The following is a 15,894-nucleotide window of genomic DNA, read 5'->3' as shown; positions in this document are numbered from 1 at the left end:
ACCTTCAGCTGACGCGGGCTTTACGCACGCCGTCTGCCAGAGCCGAGCAAAGGCTCAACACGCCATCGACTGCCTGATCCGGCGTCGAGGCATTGGCGATGTGATCGATCAACGCTGAACCCACCACCACGCCATCAGCCAGACGCGCGATGGACGCCGCTTGTTCCGGTGTACGAATACCGAAACCGATGCTGATCGGCAGATCGGTATGGCGACGCAGACGCGCAACGGCTTCTTCAACATGCTCCAGCGTCGCCGCGCCCGCACCGGTCACACCGGCAACAGACACGTAGTAGACGAAGCCTGAGCTGCCGTTCAAAACGGTTGGCAGGCGCACATCATCAGTCGTCGGGGTGGTCAGACGGATGAAGTCCAGACCGGCAGCCTGGGCCGGGTCGCACAGCTCGCCGTTATGCTCGGGTGGCAGGTCGACCACGATCAGACCGTCAACGCCGGCCTCTTTTGCGTCGGCGATGAAACGCGGCACGCCATACATGTGAATCGGGTTGAAGTAACCCATCAGCACCAGCGGCGTCTCGGTATTGCCTTCACGGAACTCGCGAACCATTTGCAGGGTTTTCGCCAGGTTCTGCTTGGCGCCGAGGGCGCGGATGTTGGCCAACTGGATTGCCGGGCCATCGGCCATTGGATCGGTGAAGGGCATGCCCAACTCGATCACGTCGGCACCCGCGCCGGGCAAGCCTTTGAGGATCGCCAGCGAGGTGTCATAGCTCGGGTCGCCAGCGGTCACGAAGGTCACCAGGGCGGCACGATTCTGTTCCTTGAGTTCGGCAAAACGCGTTTGCAGGCGGCTCATCAGTGTTTCTCCTGCTTGGATTGCTCTTGCTGAGAGTGTTCCATGTGGTGCATCACGGTTTGCATGTCTTTGTCGCCACGGCCGGACAGGTTGACCACCATCAGGTGATCTTTCGGCAGCGTCGGTGCGCGTTTGAACACTTCGGCCAGGGCATGGGCGCTTTCCAGTGCAGGAATAATCCCTTCCAGGCGGCAGCATTTGTGAAACGCGTCGAGGGCTTCGTCGTCGGTTACCGAGGTGTACTGGACGCGGCCGATGTCATGCAACCAGGCGTGTTCCGGGCCGATGCCTGGATAGTCGAGGCCGGCAGAGATCGAGTGAGCGTCGATGATCTGGCCATCGTCGTCCTGCAGCAGGAAGGTACGGTTGCCGTGCAGTACGCCCGGTACGCCGCCGTTCAGGCTGGCCGCGTGCTTGCCGGTTTCAATACCGTAGCCGGCCGCTTCAACGCCGATGATCTCGACGCTTTTGTCGTCGAGGAACGGGTGGAACAGGCCCATGGCGTTGGAACCGCCACCGATGCATGCCACCAGGCTGTCCGGCAGACGACCTTCCTGGTCTTGCAGTTGAGTGCGGGTTTCTTTGCCGATAACCGCCTGGAAGTCGCGAACCATGGCTGGATAGGGGTGCGGACCGGCCACAGTGCCGATCAGGTAGAAGGTGCTGTCGACGTTGGTCACCCAGTCACGCAGGGCTTCGTTCATCGCGTCCTTCAGGGTGCCGGTACCGGCCACGACCGGGATCACTTCGGCGCCCAGCAGCTTCATGCGGAATACGTTGGCCTGCTGACGTTCGATGTCAGTGGTGCCCATGTAGATTACGCAATCGAGGCCAAAACGCGCAGCCACGGTGGCGGTCGCCACGCCGTGCATGCCAGCGCCGGTCTCGGCGATGATGCGTTTCTTGCCCATGCGCCGCGCCAGCAGAATCTGGCCGATGCAGTTGTTGATCTTGTGCGCGCCGGTGTGGTTCAGCTCTTCGCGCTTGAGATAAATCTTCGCGCCGCCGCAGAACTCTGTCAGACGTTCGGCAAAGTACAGTGGGCTTGGACGACCCACGTAGTCGCGCTGGAAGTAGGCCAATTCTTCTTTGAATGCAGGATCATCCTTGGCCAATTCATATTCACGGGCCAGATCGAGGATCAATGGCATCAGGGTTTCGGCGACGTAACGGCCACCGAACGCGCCAAACAGGCCGTTGGCGTCGGGGCCGTTGCGCAGATTAGTCTGGGTCATGGGTCGCTCCAGTTGAATGCGTGGGATGATGCTTTTGAAGAGAGAGTGGGCTTAACTCTACCCCTGACGCCCCAGGCTGAAAACCGATAAGATCGCTGCAACCCGTCAGGAAAACTCACAGACACCATGAGCCATGACCTTCCTCCGCTGAATGCCCTTCGGGCCTTCGAAGCGACTGCCCGCCTGAACAGCGTCAGCAAGGCGGCCGAACAGCTGCACGTAACCCATGGTGCGGTCAGCCGGCAGCTCAAAGCACTGGAAGAGCACTTGGGCGTGAGCCTGTTCATCAAGGATGGCCGCGGCCTTAAACTCACAGATGCCGGCATTCGTTTGCGCGATGCCAGCGGCGAGGCGTTCGAGCGTTTACGGACTGTGTGTGCAGAGCTGACCCAAAGCACCGCCGATGCACCGTTCGTACTGGGTTGCTCGGGCAGCTTGCTGGCACGCTGGTTTATTCCCAGATTGGGACGGTTGAATACCGACCTGCCCGACCTGCGCCTGCACCTGTCGGCTGGCGAGGGTGATCTCGATCCACGTCGCCCGGGGCTGGACGCCTTGCTGGTGTTTGCCGAGCCACCGTGGCCGGCAGACATGCAGGTCTATGAGTTGGCGAGCGAACGGATCGGCCCGGTCATGAGCCCGCGATTTGCGGGCTACGAACGACTGCAAAACGCACCGCCCACAGCGCTGTTGAACGAACCATTGCTGCACACCACCTCACGCCCGCAGGCCTGGCCAAGCTGGGCACAGCAAAGCGACCTCGACGCCAAAGCGTTGAAGTACGGACAGGGTTTCGAGCATTTGTATTATCTGCTGGAGGCCGCGGTGGCAGGCCTGGGTGTGGCGATTGCGCCCGAGCCGCTGGTGGCTGAGGACTTGAAGGCCGGGCGCCTGGTTGCGCCATGGGGCTTCAGTGAAACCCCGGCGCAACTGGCGTTGTGGCTACCCAAGCGCGCAGCGGACGGGCGCGCTCAGCAACTGGCGCAGTGGCTCAAAAACGAGCTGCGCCAGACGGATTAGTCACCGCGTTTGAACAGCAGATAAGCCGCGAGCAGCCCCAATGCACCGACGGCGACACCCGCTGTCGTCCAAGGGTGTTCCTGGGCGTAGTCCCGCGTGGCAATCCCGGTTTCACGGGTTTTGACTTTGACTTCTTCGTACGCATCGCTGAGCAGATGGCGCGAATGCTTCAGCGCGTTCTCGGCGTTGCTTTTCAAGGCTTTAAGGGTTTTACGCGACTCGTCCGAGGCGTCGTCCTTCAGGTTTTCCAAAGACTTCAGCAGACTCTCGATCTCGGCTTCCATGCTTTGCAATGAGGCTTTACGTAAAGAGGTGTTGGCCATGGTGGCTCTCCTGCATTGATTGAGTTGCGTGTGTTGGTTGGGACTTCAGGGGTTCGAGAAAGTGCAGTAAATCTGAACTTCCACTTCGGATTGGCCGACAGAAGTAATACGAAAAATCACTGCTAGGCTGTATTTCACACCCTGAGGAGAACGCCATGACTGACCATCACACCTACAAGAAAGTCGAACTCGTCGGCTCGTCCACCAGCAGCATTGAAGACGCCATCAACAACGCCCTGGCCGAGGCCAGCAAAAGCCTCAAGTACATGGAATGGTTCGAAGTGACCGAAACCCGCGGGCACATCAAGGACGGCAAGGCCGCACACTTCCAGGTGACGCTCAAAGTCGGTTTCCGGATTGCCAGTAGCTGAGTTTGAGCTAATCTTCGGAAATTGCGCGCTGGCCGAGCGCCATAGGGAATGGAAAGCGCTACATCAGTACATCCGGCTGATCGCTGGGTGCCCCTATTGATCCGACCAGGGAATGCGACCGATGAAGAATTTTATTTTGGCAGTAGGCTTGTTGAGTCTCGCGGGAACAGCCCTGGCTCAGGGCAAGTCGTGTGAAGAGCTGAAAGCCGAAATCACAGCGAAACTTGATGCCAAGGGCATTTCTAATTATTCACTGGAAATCGTCGATAAAGGCGCTGCTGCTGGCGGGAAAATTGTCGGCACCTGTGAAAAAGGCTCCAAGCAAATCGTCTACAAGCAGGGCTGACCTCCCTCGAAAATGAAAAAGCCGACGCAATGACGTCGGCTTTTTTGTGCCTGCTATTTGAGCGTCAGCCCTTCATGACCTGGGCCAGCAGCTCATAGGAGCGCACGCGATCGGCATGTTCGTACAGGTCGCAGGTAAAAATCAGCTCGTCCGCCTGCGTCTGCTCGATCAGCACTTCCAGTTTTGCGCGGATTTTCTGCGGACTGCCAACCATCGCCAGACCAAGGAAATCGCCGACCGCCTCTTTCTCATGAGGCAGCCACAGGCCATCCATGGTTTTTACCGGCGGACGTTGCACCAGGCTCTGGCCACGCATCAACGCCAGGATGCGCTGATAGACCGAGGTCGCCAGATAATCGGCCTGCTCGTCGGTGTCGGCAGCCACCAAGGGCACACCGAGCATTACGTAGGGCTTATCCAATATTGCTGAAGGCTTGAAGTGGTTGCGGTAGACGCGAATGGCCTCATGCATGAAGCGCGGTGCGAAATGTGAAGCGAAGGCGTAGGGCAAACCGCGTTCACCGGCCAGTTGTGCACTGAACAGGCTGGAGCCCAGCAGCCAGACTGGGACATTGGTGCCGGTGCCTGGCATTGCGATGACCCGTTGGTCCGGGGTGCGCCGGCCGAGGTAGCGCATCAGTTCCGCCACGTCTTCCGGGAAATCGTCGGCGCTGCCGGAGCGTTCACGACGCAAGGCGCGGGCGGTCATCTGATCGGAGCCGGGAGCACGGCCCAGGCCCAGGTCGATCCGGCCCGGGTACAGACTTTCGAGCGTGCCGAACTGCTCGGCGATCACCAGCGGCGCGTGGTTGGGCAACATCACACCGCCCGAGCCGACACGAATGGTCGAGGTGCCGCCAGCCAGGTAGCCAAGCAGTACCGAAGTCGCCGAACTGGCAATGCCGTCCATGTTGTGGTGTTCGGCAACCCAGAAACGGTTGTAGCCAAATTTTTCGACGTGCTGAGCCAGGTCCAGGGAATTGCGCAGCGACTGGGCCGCGCTGCCGTTCTCCCGCACGGGCACCAGATCGAGGGTCGAGAACTTGATATCGGACAGTCGTTTCATAAGCCTGCTTCTCCAATTGAGGGCGCAGGTTTTTTCTTACAAACGAAAACCTGCCGAATCTATAAGCGTGTTTTATGCAATGAGGGCATATACCCGAGTTTCAATAGCAGAGCCAAAATTCCTAAGAAATAAGAGGACCGATCAGATGAGGTGAACTTTGCACCACGGTCTATCCTCAGAACCCTAGCAACCGAAAACCACAAAGGCGCGACGCTTCGCGCCGGATCTTGAGGAGGCAGACATGGCTATTACAAAGAAAGCATCGGCTCACTGGGAAGGTGACCTGAAAACCGGCATCGGCTCGATTTCCACGGAAACCGGTGTCCTCAGAGAAGCGCCCTACGGCTTCAAGGCACGTTTCGAAGGCGGCAAGGGCACCAATCCGGAAGAGCTAATCGGCGCAGCGCACGCGGGCTGCTTCTCCATGGCGTTTTCGATGATTCTCGGCGATGCCGGTCTAAAGGCTGACAGCATCGATACCAATGCCGAAGTCACCCTGGACCAGGTAGACGGCGGTTTTGCGATCACGGCGGTGAAATTGATCCTCAAAGCGAAGATTCCTGGGGCGACTCAGGCTCAATTTGAGGAACTGAGCAATAAAGCCAAAGAAGGCTGCCCGGTTTCCAAAGTGTTGAATGCGAAAATCAGCCTGGATGCAACATTGGTCAGCTGATAGGGGTTGTCGCGCTCCCCGATAAAAGATCGCAGTCTCGGCGGGCTGCGTTCTTTTTTTGCGCTGAAACAAAACCTGGCTGGCGAGATTGTGGTCGAATAAATGACAGCAGCTAAAGCGCATTACCCTGCGCGCTGCCTCAAAGGAGCTTCAACCATGAAACGTTTTGCCTTGGCGGTTATCTGTTGCGCGCTGGCCACATCGGCCCTAGCGGCAGCGAAATCCTGTGAAGAACTCAAGGCCGAGATTGAAGCCAAGATCCAGGCCAATAACGTCTCGTCCTACACGCTGGAAATCGTCACCAACGACGAAGTACACGATCAGAATATGGTCGTTGGCTCGTGCGAAGGCGGCACGAAGAAAATCATCTACCAGAAGAACGACCGCTGATTCCCCTCACATGAGGCAATAGGACTCTCGATCTTCCGCGACAATCTCCCGCTTGGCGTTGTACAGCCGGGCACCAGGAGAAAATGCTATCGACTGGCCTACCAGCACATAACGCTGGCCGGCTTCGAAATGATCGTAGTTGATGGTCAGGTAGCACAAGCGTTCCGTGGGGCCATTCATCACACCTAAGCCCCCACCACCGGGCACTTCGAAGTCGAATCGAACGATCAGCTCATGGCTACCGGGGGTGACCTGGAAAAAACGCCCGTCGCGCAACCGCTGCTTGTCCAGGCGTTCGGCCATCAGCAATTTATCGTTGGGGAATGGCGTAGAAAACTCGACCCAGGCCATCTGCGGATTAGCCGCTGGCAACGGGCTCTGACAGCCAGCAACGATGCTTGCCGCAAGTAACAGCGTTAACCTGCGCATGATGATTTTCTCAAGGACTAGTCCTTTAGAATAACGCCGATCAGGTGCGTTGGCAGCCAGCCGGTACACCCTGGCCAATCACTTTTCGCTGTTGATCGTAGAGTTTTGCCCACGGCCGAAAGCCGATATTTCCTGCTTTGAGCTGATACCGCTCACCAGCGTTGAAGTCGTTGAATTTCACGTTTAGATGGCAGTCACGCCATAGTGGCTCGGCATCGGGTCCGATGTTGCTTGGCGCGACCGGGAATTGGTAACGAACGGTGAGCTCATGGCTACCCGGCTGAACCTGGAAATAGCGCTTGTCGGTGGCGGCCTTGTCATCGACTTCCAGCGCCTGCAACGCGGTGTCTTCCTGCTTCGAATCCAGGTCGATCCACGCTTGAGCCGGATCATGGGGGGGTAATCCGAATCCAGCACAACCTGCCAGCATCAGCAGGCTTCCTGTCAGCATCAACGTGCGCATAGCGGAGCTCCAGTCAGGCGGGATAGTCTTGCGGGCAGACTCTCCAGGGATGATTCATTTTGATCAGGCCGCTTCCAAGCCTTGGGTTACTTGATCGCGTTTTACGCATTTTGTTTCCTGGCGTGTTGTTTTTGTTTCTCAATGGTTGCGCCGGCATCAGCTATTACGGCCAATTGGCCAGTGGTCAGCTGCAATTGCTGCGGGCACGGGAGCCGGTTTCCACAGTGATTGCCGATCCCGGTCGCGATCAACTATTGCGTGCGCACCTGACTCAATCGCAAAAGGCCCGCACGTTCGCCAGCCAACAGCTGCAGCTGCCAGATAACCAGAGTTACCGTTTGTACGCCGACATTGGCCGACCGTTCGTAGTCTGGAACGTGTTTGCCACGCCGGAATTTTCCCTGACACCAAAGAACCATTGCTTCCCGATCGCCGGCTGCGTCGCCTATCGCGGTTATTACAGTCAGAGCGCGGCCCGCGGTGAAGCTGCGTTGCAACGGTTGCAAGGTATGGACGTGTCGATCGGCGGCGTCGAGGCTTATTCGACGCTCGGCTGGTTCAACGATCCGATTATCAGTTCGATGATGGCCTGGGGTGACGAACGATTGGCCACGCTGATCTTCCATGAACTGGCGCATCAACGTTTTTATGTGAAGGACAACACCGAATTCAATGAGTCTTTCGCCACCTTCGTCGAACAGGAAGGCACCCGCCAATGGCGTGCATTCCGCGGCCTGACGCCGGACAGCGGCGCGCAGGTGCAGCAACGGGACCAGTTCATTCAATTGGTTCTGGATACCCGCACGCGACTCGAGCGGCTGTATACCCTGCCCCTGCCCGCCGACCAGATGCGCCAGCGCAAAGCCGACGAGTTCGAACGATTGCGGAGTGAATACCGGCAGTTGCGCGAGAGCCAATGGGCCGGGGACAAACGCTATGACGCATGGATCAATGCGCCGATGAACAATGCCCGGCTGTTGCCATTTGGGCTGTACGACCAATGGGTGCCGGCATTTGCGGCGTTGTTCAGACAGGTGGGCGGGGATTGGGTGAAGTTTTATGCGGCGGTCGAGAAGCTCGGCGCGTTGCCGGTGGGGGAGCGCAAGGCGGCATTGAATGCTTTGGCTCAATTGCAAAGTCGCGGTGGCTGATCGGGCCTCATCGTCGGAACGCCGCCCGGAGCAAGCTCCCACATTAGTTTTGTAAACACTGGTCCACTGTGGGAGCGAGCTTGCTCCGGGCGGCGCTCCGACGATGGCGGTTTAATTAACGCTGCAAAAACGCCTGATGCATCTCTTCCAGCGTCTCGAAGTGCCAGGTCGGGGCTTCGGCGCTCAACTCTTCCCGGCTGCCAAAACCATAACCAACTGCCGCTGCATCCAGCCCATTGCTGCGCGCACCGATCAGATCGTGTTTACGGTCGCCGATCATCAAGGTGTTGGCCGGGTCCAGCCCTTCTTCGGCCATCAGGTGGGCGATCAGCTCGACTTTGTTGGTCCGGGTTCCATCCAGTTCGCTGCCATAGATCACTTTGAAGTGCTTGGCGAAGTCGAAGTGCCGGGCAATTTCCCGGGCAAAAATCCACGGTTTGGACGTCGCGATGTACAGCTGTCGCCCTTGTCCGCCGAGGGTTTCCAACAATGGTGTGACGCCGTCGAATACGCGGTTCTCATACAGACCGGTGACCTTGAAGCGTTCGCGATAGAAGTTCACCGCTTCCCAGGCCTTGGGCTCCTCGAAGTCGTAGAACTGCATGAACGCCTGCAACAACGGCGGACCGATGAAGTGTTCAAGTTTGGTCAGGTCGGGCTCATCGATGCCCAGTTTGCTCAAGGCGAACTGGATCGAACGGGTGATGCCCTCGCGTGGATCGGTCAGGGTGCCATCGAGGTCGAACAATACGGTTTGGTAATGCATGTTGAATCCTGAATAAGGGCGCAGGGTCAGAGCTGGTCGTAGCCTTCGGCCAGATGCAAATTCTTGAGCTTCACGTAATTCGCCGCGCTGTAGGTGAAAAAGGCTTTTTCCTTGTCAGTCAGCGGCCGGATCTGTTTCACCGGGCTGCCCACATAAAGGAAGCCGCTTTCCAGGCGTTTGCCCGGGGGCACCAGACTGCCGGCACCGATGATCACATCGTCCTCGACCACTGCGCCGTCCATGACGATGCTGCCCATGCCGATCAGAATCCGACTGCCCACGGTGCAGCCGTGGAGCATGACTTTATGCGCGATGGTCACATCGTCGCCAATCAGCAACGCAAAGCCATCGGGATTGAACGGCCCGGCATGGGTGATGTGCAGCACACAGCCGTCCTGCACGCTGGTGCGCGCGCCGATACGAATGCGGTGCATGTCGCCACGAATCACCGTCAGCGGCCAGACCGAGCTGTCTTCGCCCATTTCAACGTCGCCGATCACCACCGCCGAACCGTCGACAAAGGCGCCTTTGCCGAGTAGCGGCGTGTGGTTCTGATACTTGCGAAGGGTCACGATAGGCTCTCTCTCTTTTGCTGATAGCTGCGGTGAGCGTCGATTGTAATTAAGATGGCGCAATGTTTCTTCCAGCCAAGGTGCCAACCGTGAGCGTGAACAACCCTCTTTTGCAGTCCTACGACCTGCCGCCGTTCTCGGCGATCCGTGCCGAACACGTGCAACCTGCCATCGAACAGATCCTGGCTGACAACCGCGCCGCCATTATCGAGATCCTCAAAACCCAGGGCAAACAACCGACCTGGACCGGCCTGGTGCTGGCGATGGACGAACTGAATGATCGACTGGGCGCCGCCTGGAGCCCGGTCAGCCACCTGAATGCCGTGTGCAACAGCGCCGAATTGCGCGAAGCCTACGAGTCCTGCTTGCCGGCCTTGAGCGCCTACTCCACCGAATTGGGCCAGAACCGCGAGTTGTTCGAGGCGTTCGAAGCGTTGGCTAACAGTCCCGAAGCTGTCGGTTTCGAGGTGGCGCAGAAAACTATCCTGGAACACTCCCTGCGTGACTTCCGTTTGTCGGGTATCGACTTGCCTGCGCCTGAACAAAAGCGTTACGCCGAAGTGCAGAGCAAATTGTCGGAGCTGGGCAGCCGCTTCTCCAACCAGTTGCTCGACGCCACTCAGGCCTGGACCAAGCACGTCACCGATGAAGCTGCCCTCGCCGGCCTGACCGATTCGGCCAAGGCGCAAATGGCCGCGGCTGCACAGGCCAAAGGTCTGGAAGGCTTCCTGATCACCCTCGAATTCCCGAGCTACTACGCGGTGATGACCTACGCCCACGACCGCGCCCTGCGCGAAGAAGTCTACGCCGCCTACTGCACCCGTGCGTCGGACCAAGGCCCGAATGCCGGTCAGAACGATAACGGCCCGGTCATGGAAGAAATCCTCGACCTGCGTCAGGAGCTTGCAAAACTTTTGGGCTTCACCAGCTTCTCGGAGCTGAGCCTGGCCACCAAAATGGCTGAATCGAGCGATCAAGTGCTGAGTTTCCTGCGCGATCTGGCCAAGCGCAGCAAGCCGTTCGCCGCCCTGGATCTGGAACAGCTCAAGGCGTACGCCGCCGAACAAGGCTGCCCGGACCTGCAAAGCTGGGACAGCGGTTTCTATGGTGAAAAACTTCGCGAACAGCGCTACAGCGTTGCCCAGGAAGCCCTTCGCGCTTACTTCCCGATCGACAAAGTGCTGGGCGGTCTGTTTGCTATCGTCCAGCGTCTGTATGGCATCGAAATCGCCGAACTGAAAGGCTTCGACACCTGGCACCCGGATGTTCGCCTGTTTGAAATCAAGGAAAACGGCCAGCACGTCGGCCGCTTCTTCTTCGACCTCTACGCCCGCGCCAACAAGCGTGGCGGGGCCTGGATGGACGGCGCCCGCGACCGTCGCCGCACGATCAGCGGCGTATTGCAGAGCCCGGTGGCGAACCTGGTGTGCAACTTCACCCCGGCCGACAGCGGCAAACCAGCGCTGCTGACCCACGATGAAGTGACCACCCTGTTCCACGAGTTCGGTCACGGCCTGCATCACCTGTTGACCCGCGTTGAACACGCCGGCGTATCCGGCATCAACGGCGTGGCCTGGGATGCGGTCGAGCTGCCAAGCCAGTTCATGGAGAACTGGTGCTGGGAGCCGGAAGGTCTGGCGCTGATCTCCGGTCACTACGAAACCGGCGAACCGCTGCCTCAGGACCTGCTGGAAAAAATGCTCGCCGCGAAGAACTTCCAGTCCGGCCTGATGATGGTTCGTCAGCTGGAGTTCTCGCTGTTCGACTTCGACCTGCACGCCACCCACGGTGACGGCCGTAGCGTGGCGCAGGTACTTGAAGGTGTGCGTGACGAGGTCTCGGTCATGCGTCCACCGGCCTACAACCGTTTCCCTAACAGCTTCGCCCACATCTTCGCCGGCGGTTACGCGGCGGGTTACTACAGCTACAAATGGGCTGAAGTGCTGTCGGCCGATGCCTTCTCGAAGTTCGAAGAAGACGGCGTGCTCAACGCCGACACCGGTCGCGCCTTCCGCGAAGCGATCCTGGCGCGCGGTGGTTCCCAGGAACCGATGGTGCTGTTCGTCGACTTCCGCGGACGCCCGCCGTCGATTGACGCACTCTTGCGCCACAGCGGCCTGAGTGAGGTCGCGGCAGCATGAGTGAGGGCCCTGTGATTACCAAAAGACGCTTTATCGCCGGGGCGGTCTGCCCGGCGTGCAGCGAGCCGGACAAGTTGATGATGTGGAACGAAGACGAAGTCCCACATCGTGAGTGCGTGGCCTGCGGTTATTCGGACACGTTGAATGAACAAGGCCTGTCGGTGCCCAAGGAATTGGGCACGCGGGTCAATACCTCGGCACTGAAGGTGCCGGACGCCAAGGTTCAGGCCGTGCAGTTTTTCCCAAACCCGAAGCTGAAGAAAAAGCCTGACGAGCAACACTGAGTCACCGCCACCTCCACACCTTGCGGTGTGGGGGTGGTAACTATCTACCACCTTTCCCCTGCGCTTCCTTTATAGGCTGACCGAAATCAGTCGCCATCCAAGGAAGCCGCCATGCCCGACACCAATCCGCTTTTGCAGGCCTGGGACCTGCCGCCCTGGTCGGAGGTCCGCACCGAGCACCTCGTGCCGGCAATCACAGCCATCATTACCGACAACCGGCAGGTCATTGCCGAAACCATCACCAGCCAATCCGTATTCCCCAATTGGGATGACCTGGTTCTGGCCATCGATGAGATCGATGCGCGCCTGGGTGAAGCTTTGAGCATCATCCAGATCCTGTCGATGGCGAAACACAACGATACCGCCTGGAGCACGGCAGCTGCTGCGTGCAGCGACGCTGGGGCGCAGTACCGATCCGAAAGAATGAGCAATCGGCCGTTGTTTGATGCATACCAGCGGTTGGCGAACAGTTCGATCGCCCTCAACTTCGATGAACCGCGCAAGGCCGCGCTGGCCAAGATTCTGCGCAAATTTCAATTGTCGGGAATCGACTTGCCCCTGATGCAACGGGAAAAGCTGGCCCGGTTGAACCTCGACATCAATCGGCTCGAAGAGCTGTTTCTCATCCATCTGAAAAGCGCCAACGCAGCATGGACCAAACACGTCGATGACGTTGCGGTACTGGAAGGTTTATACCCCACCGTAAAAAATCGTCTGAGACACCTGGCCAAAGAAGCAGGACATGAAGGCTGGCTGATTCCTCTGGATGAAAACACCTACCAGCAAATCATGAGGTACGCCGAAAATCGGGCATTGCGAGAAGAATATTTCGTGGCGTACTCCACGCGCGCGTCCGATCAAGGCCCGCATGCCGACGAGTTCGATAATGATCCTGTACTGACGTTGCTGCTTTCGCTGCGCCACCAGAAAGCCGAACTACTAGGTTTCGATAATTTCGCGCAACTGCGTCTGGCCACCGCAGCGGCCGAGTCCACCGATCAAGTCCGTAGTTTCCTGCGGCGGCAAGTGACATTGAACACACCGCGCCTTGCACGGGATTCAAAGGAGCTGCAAGAGTTTGCGCTCGAACGGGACATCTCTGAAGTACACGCCTGGGACCACGAATTTCTCGCTGAACAACTGCGCCACCATCGTTTCCCTGAAGCCCTGAAGAATCTGCGCGACTATTTCCCCCTGGACGGCACCTTGCGACGACTCTGCCTGTTCTGCGAACGGCTGTTCGGCATCCGGATCCTCGAGCAGGCTGAATTCAGTCGCTGGCATAACGACGTGCGCCTGTTTGAGATCAGCGAGCATGGTCAGACCATCGGGCATATTTATCTTGACCCGTTCCACCGCAAAGAAGCTCCTGATTACGCCTGGACCGGCACGCTGCGAAACCGACGAATAAACGCCGAAGGCCGCTTAGCGCTACCGATTGCCGATCTTCACTGCAACTTCACGCCTGGGGTCGACGGCCATCCGTGCCTGCTTGAGCACAAGGATCTGCGGATGCTTTTTCATGAACTCGGTCATTGTCTGCAACACGTGCTGACGAGTTCGCCGCATCACAACCTTTCCGGCATTTCCCAACTGGGGCGCGATACGGTGGAGTTCGCAGGGCAAGTATTCGAGCAGTGGTGCCTGTCACGGGAGTTTCTATTATGGCTGGGTGCCCACCACCAAAGCGGTGAACGCTTGACCGAGGCGCGGGTAGACGCGGCACTGGCAGCCCTCGAAACCCAGGTCAGCCGACAAGCCGCACTCATGCTGACCGGTGCAATGTTCGATTTCGAAGTGCACCTCAGCCAAGGCGATGGTCGTAGCACCCAGCAAGTATTCGAAGACATTCAGCGGGAGGTTCCCCACGTGCAACTGCCGTCTTATTGTCGGTTCGCAAACAGCTTTGACTACATGGTGACCGGTTACGCAGCCTCCGTTTACGCCTACACGTGGTCAGGCGTACTGGCCATCGAAGCCTTCAAGCGATTCCGTCAGGATTGGGTCTTCAATGCGCAAACAGGGCGAGCCTTTCGCGAGGCGTTTTTTTCTCCGGGCGATTCGCGCTCCTTGCTGACCGCCCTGGAAGCGTTTCTTGAACGGCCGATCGCCGAAGATCTGCTCGTGCTTTCGTCAGAGACCGTTGCCGGCTGACGCAACGCTTTACTCGACGTGGGCCGATTTGAACCAGCTCTTCATCGAACAACTGGCGAACGGGCTCGTGCTGCAATCGCCGTTGGCCAGCGCGGTGCGAAGCTTGTCGACATCGGCCTGCATCATGTAACGGACGCCGTCTTTGAAATGAGTGCTGTCACCGAAGCCGCCCTGGGTCATTTCGTTCAGGGCGTCTTCCTTGCTCCAGCCCTGCACCACGACCCGGTACATGGCCGCCATCAGGCCCGTGCGGTCCGAACCATGCTTGCAGTGCATCAGCACCGGTCCCTTGGCTTCGGCAGTCTGGATCGCGCGAAGGGCTTTGAGTACATCCGCATCATCCACATGGTTGGTGCGATAGGGCAGCTGTACCTGTGCGATACCTGGCGTCGACAACCAGCTTGAATCCGACTCGGGCAGGAAATTGATAACGGTCCCGACCTTGAGTTTTTCCAGTAACGGCACGGCGCCTCTGTCGGGCAATGCACTGCGATAGAGCGTCGGGGACATTTTGAAGAGGTTGTATTGCACCTCGACCGATTGAGCCCACTCCGCAGGTCGGGGCAACGCACTGTCGTCGGCAAGGGCCAGCGTCAGGTTCAAAAGTGCGGCCAGCGACAGGCAGATCGCTGGGATACAACGCGATAGAGACATGCTCGGATGACCGTTCAGGAGAGTCGGGAAGATGACGCCCAGCTTCACCCCCGAGCGGTCAAAGGACTGTGAGCCATCTGTCAAAGAATCGTGAATCAGCCAATCGCTTTCGTCGCAAAACCGAGGTTTTTTAGCTGAATCGGTTCATCTTGATGCTTAGCCTGCTACCATTTGTTACCCCATATTACCGATGCGCCCTATTGCTCCCCGTTTGCTGGCGTTCTGCATCGGTGTCAAAACGAAAAGTCGTCCTGCGAGACGGCTGAAAAACCGCTAATGCCTGATGAGGTGCCCTCCTATGTCCGATCAAGATCGAGACAACCCGCGGCGTGAGTTTTTGCGCAAATCCCTGACCTTGATCCCGGTGGTCACCGTTGCCAGCACCGGTCTGGGCAGCACGGTCCTGATGGCCTCGCCCGAAGCAGCCCCGGCCAGTTCCGGCAAAGCGTCGGTCAGCACCAGCACCTATGAACCAAGCTACTTCACCGCCGAAGAATGGACGTTCATCAAGGCCGCTGTCGCCCAGCTGATTCCGAGCGATGCCCAAGGGCCAGGCGCCCTGGAAGCCGGTGTGCCCGAATACATCGACCGCCAGATGAACACGCCTTACGCGGCCGGCGCGCTGTGGTTCATGCAGGGACCATTCAACGCAGACGCTGCGCCGGAAATGGGCTGGCAGAGCAAACTGGTGCCCAAAGAGATTTATCGCCTGGGCATCGCCGCGACGGATGCTTGGTCGAAAACGTTCAACGGTAAAGTATTTGCTGAGCAAGACAGCGCTACCCGAGACGATTTGCTCAAGCAACTCGAGGCCGGAAAACCTCAGTTCGACAGTGTTCCAGCGAAGATTTTCTTCAACCTGCTGCTGCAAAACACCAAAGAAGGGTTCTTCTGCGACCCGATTCACGGCGGCAATAAAGGCATGGTCGGCTGGACCATGATCGGCTTCCCCGGCGCCCGCGCCGATTTCATGGATTGGGTGGCACGCAACGAGCAATACCCCTTCCCGGCAGTTTCGATTCGCGGCGAGAGGGCGTAA

The 15,894-nt window shown here is 58.4% G+C and carries 19 protein-coding genes; 10 read left to right on the top strand and 9 right to left on the bottom strand.

Features of this window, described 5'->3' with window-relative positions; all coding sequences use genetic code 11:
- Positions 1-4: 4 nt before the first annotated feature.
- Complete coding sequence (gene trpA, locus E3W21_RS17400) at positions 5-817, bottom strand: tryptophan synthase subunit alpha (RefSeq protein ID WP_008152530.1); 813 nt, start codon at positions 815-817, stop codon at positions 5-7.
- Entirely contained in the window at positions 817-2,052 is a 1,236-nt protein-coding gene (trpB, locus tag E3W21_RS17395) for a tryptophan synthase subunit beta (protein WP_134421205.1), read from the bottom strand. Before trpB ends, trpA begins: the two co-directional genes overlap by 1 nt.
- A 126-nt stretch (positions 2,053-2,178) precedes the next feature.
- On the opposite strand from trpB, the gene E3W21_RS17390 reads away from it, so the two are divergent.
- Positions 2,179-3,072, top strand: a complete 894-nt coding sequence (locus E3W21_RS17390) for a LysR family transcriptional regulator (RefSeq protein ID WP_134421203.1) — start codon at positions 2,179-2,181, stop codon at positions 3,070-3,072.
- Here the strand turns inward: E3W21_RS17390 and E3W21_RS17385 are convergent.
- Positions 3,069-3,395 carry a YqjD family protein gene (locus E3W21_RS17385; protein ID WP_008152522.1) on the bottom strand — a complete coding sequence of 109 codons (327 nt, stop codon included), beginning with the start codon at positions 3,393-3,395 and terminating at the stop codon, positions 3,069-3,071. The two genes, E3W21_RS17390 and E3W21_RS17385, sit on opposite strands and share 4 nt — an antisense overlap.
- Before the next feature lie 155 nt (positions 3,396-3,550).
- Between E3W21_RS17385 and E3W21_RS17380 the strand changes: the two genes are divergently transcribed.
- Positions 3,551-3,766 carry a dodecin gene (locus tag E3W21_RS17380; protein WP_008027736.1) on the top strand — a complete coding sequence of 72 codons (216 nt, stop codon included), beginning with the start codon at positions 3,551-3,553 and terminating at the stop codon, positions 3,764-3,766.
- Between the two features lie 121 nt (positions 3,767-3,887).
- Positions 3,888-4,112: a DUF1161 domain-containing protein gene (locus E3W21_RS17375; RefSeq protein WP_129439601.1), complete on the top strand. Its 225-nt coding sequence runs from the start codon at positions 3,888-3,890 to the stop codon at positions 4,110-4,112.
- Between the two features lie 64 nt (positions 4,113-4,176).
- Here the strand turns inward: E3W21_RS17375 and E3W21_RS17370 are convergent, their stop codons facing one another.
- Positions 4,177-5,178 carry an LLM class flavin-dependent oxidoreductase gene (locus E3W21_RS17370; RefSeq protein WP_134421201.1) on the bottom strand — a complete coding sequence of 334 codons (1,002 nt, stop codon included), beginning with the start codon at positions 5,176-5,178 and terminating at the stop codon, positions 4,177-4,179.
- Positions 5,179-5,419: 241 nt separating this feature from the next.
- Between E3W21_RS17370 and E3W21_RS17365 the strand changes: the two genes are divergently transcribed.
- Positions 5,420-5,851 carry an OsmC family protein gene (locus tag E3W21_RS17365; protein ID WP_008152515.1) on the top strand — a complete coding sequence of 144 codons (432 nt, stop codon included), beginning with the start codon at positions 5,420-5,422 and terminating at the stop codon, positions 5,849-5,851.
- A 156-nt stretch (positions 5,852-6,007) separates the two neighbouring features.
- Positions 6,008-6,241: a DUF1161 domain-containing protein gene (locus E3W21_RS17360; protein WP_046044848.1), complete on the top strand. Its 234-nt coding sequence runs from the start codon at positions 6,008-6,010 to the stop codon at positions 6,239-6,241.
- 6 nt (positions 6,242-6,247) lie between these two features.
- Here the strand turns inward: E3W21_RS17360 and E3W21_RS17355 are convergent, their stop codons facing one another.
- Together E3W21_RS17355 and E3W21_RS17350 are read right to left on the bottom strand one after the other, a co-directional pair.
- Positions 6,248-6,670, bottom strand: a complete 423-nt coding sequence (locus E3W21_RS17355) for a hypothetical protein (RefSeq protein ID WP_134421199.1) — start codon at positions 6,668-6,670, stop codon at positions 6,248-6,250.
- A 40-nt stretch (positions 6,671-6,710) separates the two neighbouring features.
- The gene (locus tag E3W21_RS17350) at positions 6,711-7,133 is read right to left on the bottom strand and encodes a hypothetical protein (RefSeq protein ID WP_134421197.1); all 423 of its coding nucleotides are present in this window, start codon (positions 7,131-7,133) and stop codon (positions 6,711-6,713) included.
- A gap of 59 nt (positions 7,134-7,192) precedes the next feature.
- On the opposite strand from E3W21_RS17350, the gene E3W21_RS17345 reads away from it, so the two are divergent.
- Positions 7,193-8,284 (top strand): aminopeptidase, encoded by a 1,092-nt coding sequence (locus E3W21_RS17345; RefSeq protein WP_134421195.1) that lies wholly within the window; start codon positions 7,193-7,195, stop codon positions 8,282-8,284.
- Between the two features lie 115 nt (positions 8,285-8,399).
- On the opposite strand, the gene E3W21_RS17340 is transcribed toward E3W21_RS17345, so the two are convergent.
- Both E3W21_RS17340 and E3W21_RS17335 read right to left on the bottom strand, forming a co-directional pair.
- A complete protein-coding gene (locus E3W21_RS17340) occupies positions 8,400-9,050 on the bottom strand; it encodes an HAD family hydrolase (RefSeq protein ID WP_129439610.1) in 651 nt (216 codons plus the stop codon).
- 26 nt (positions 9,051-9,076) lie between these two features.
- Positions 9,077-9,622 (bottom strand): gamma carbonic anhydrase family protein, encoded by a 546-nt coding sequence (locus E3W21_RS17335; protein WP_129439611.1) that lies wholly within the window; start codon positions 9,620-9,622, stop codon positions 9,077-9,079.
- An 89-nt stretch (positions 9,623-9,711) separates the two neighbouring features.
- Between E3W21_RS17335 and prlC the strand changes: the two genes are divergently transcribed.
- The 3 genes from prlC (at position 9,712) to E3W21_RS17320 (ending at position 14,201) form a co-directional block, all read left to right on the top strand.
- Positions 9,712-11,763: an oligopeptidase A gene (gene prlC / locus E3W21_RS17330; protein WP_134421193.1), complete on the top strand. Its 2,052-nt coding sequence runs from the start codon at positions 9,712-9,714 to the stop codon at positions 11,761-11,763.
- Positions 11,760-12,047 carry a YheV family putative zinc ribbon protein gene (locus tag E3W21_RS17325; protein WP_059403677.1) on the top strand — a complete coding sequence of 96 codons (288 nt, stop codon included), beginning with the start codon at positions 11,760-11,762 and terminating at the stop codon, positions 12,045-12,047. The genes prlC and E3W21_RS17325 overlap by 4 nt, the downstream gene beginning before the upstream one ends.
- 111 nt (positions 12,048-12,158) lie before the next feature.
- On the top strand, positions 12,159-14,201 hold the full coding sequence (locus E3W21_RS17320) for a M3 family metallopeptidase (RefSeq protein ID WP_134421191.1): 2,043 nt from the start codon (positions 12,159-12,161) through the stop codon (positions 14,199-14,201).
- Positions 14,202-14,210: 9 nt separating this feature from the next.
- Here E3W21_RS17320 and E3W21_RS17315 read toward each other — a convergent pair whose 3' ends face one another.
- On the bottom strand, positions 14,211-14,855 hold the full coding sequence (locus tag E3W21_RS17315; RefSeq protein WP_129439616.1) for a tyrosine-protein phosphatase: 645 nt from the start codon (positions 14,853-14,855) through the stop codon (positions 14,211-14,213).
- Between the two features lie 298 nt (positions 14,856-15,153).
- On the opposite strand from E3W21_RS17315, the gene E3W21_RS17310 reads away from it, so the two are divergent.
- A complete protein-coding gene (locus tag E3W21_RS17310) occupies positions 15,154-15,894 on the top strand; it encodes a gluconate 2-dehydrogenase subunit 3 family protein (protein ID WP_134421189.1) in 741 nt (246 codons plus the stop codon).

It is taken from the genome of Pseudomonas sp. F01002 (genome assembly GCF_004402115.1).
In the GTDB taxonomy this organism is placed as follows: Bacteria; Pseudomonadota; Gammaproteobacteria; order Pseudomonadales; family Pseudomonadaceae; genus Aquipseudomonas; species Aquipseudomonas frigoris.
The sequence above is the reverse complement of the archived record's forward strand: the minus strand, read 5'-3'. Positions and strand labels throughout refer to the sequence as shown.

Bases quoted from the DNA above. Each gene is read 5' to 3' on its own strand.
- E3W21_RS17325 (WP_059403677.1), top strand. From the start codon at position 11,760: ATGAGTGAGGGCCCTGTGATTACCAAAAGACGCTTTATCGCCGGGGCG.
- trpB (WP_134421205.1), bottom strand. From the start codon at position 2,052: ATGACCCAGACTAATCTGCGCAACGGCCCCGACGCCAACGGCCTGTTT.
- E3W21_RS17320 (WP_134421191.1), top strand. From the start codon at position 12,159: ATGCCCGACACCAATCCGCTTTTGCAGGCCTGGGACCTGCCGCCCTGG.
- E3W21_RS17390 (WP_134421203.1), top strand. From the start codon at position 2,179: ATGAGCCATGACCTTCCTCCGCTGAATGCCCTTCGGGCCTTCGAAGCG.
- trpA (WP_008152530.1), bottom strand. From the start codon at position 817: ATGAGCCGCCTGCAAACGCGTTTTGCCGAACTCAAGGAACAGAATCGT.
- E3W21_RS17310 (WP_134421189.1), top strand. From the start codon at position 15,154: ATGTCCGATCAAGATCGAGACAACCCGCGGCGTGAGTTTTTGCGCAAA.
- E3W21_RS17340 (WP_129439610.1), bottom strand. From the start codon at position 9,050: ATGCATTACCAAACCGTATTGTTCGACCTCGATGGCACCCTGACCGAT.
- E3W21_RS17385 (WP_008152522.1), bottom strand. From the start codon at position 3,395: ATGGCCAACACCTCTTTACGTAAAGCCTCATTGCAAAGCATGGAAGCC.
- E3W21_RS17375 (WP_129439601.1), top strand. From the start codon at position 3,888: ATGAAGAATTTTATTTTGGCAGTAGGCTTGTTGAGTCTCGCGGGAACA.
- E3W21_RS17350 (WP_134421197.1), bottom strand. From the start codon at position 7,133: ATGCGCACGTTGATGCTGACAGGAAGCCTGCTGATGCTGGCAGGTTGT.
- E3W21_RS17365 (WP_008152515.1), top strand. From the start codon at position 5,420: ATGGCTATTACAAAGAAAGCATCGGCTCACTGGGAAGGTGACCTGAAA.
- E3W21_RS17315 (WP_129439616.1), bottom strand. From the start codon at position 14,855: ATGTCTCTATCGCGTTGTATCCCAGCGATCTGCCTGTCGCTGGCCGCA.
- E3W21_RS17360 (WP_046044848.1), top strand. From the start codon at position 6,008: ATGAAACGTTTTGCCTTGGCGGTTATCTGTTGCGCGCTGGCCACATCG.
- E3W21_RS17380 (WP_008027736.1), top strand. From the start codon at position 3,551: ATGACTGACCATCACACCTACAAGAAAGTCGAACTCGTCGGCTCGTCC.
- E3W21_RS17355 (WP_134421199.1), bottom strand. From the start codon at position 6,670: ATGCGCAGGTTAACGCTGTTACTTGCGGCAAGCATCGTTGCTGGCTGT.
- E3W21_RS17370 (WP_134421201.1), bottom strand. From the start codon at position 5,178: ATGAAACGACTGTCCGATATCAAGTTCTCGACCCTCGATCTGGTGCCC.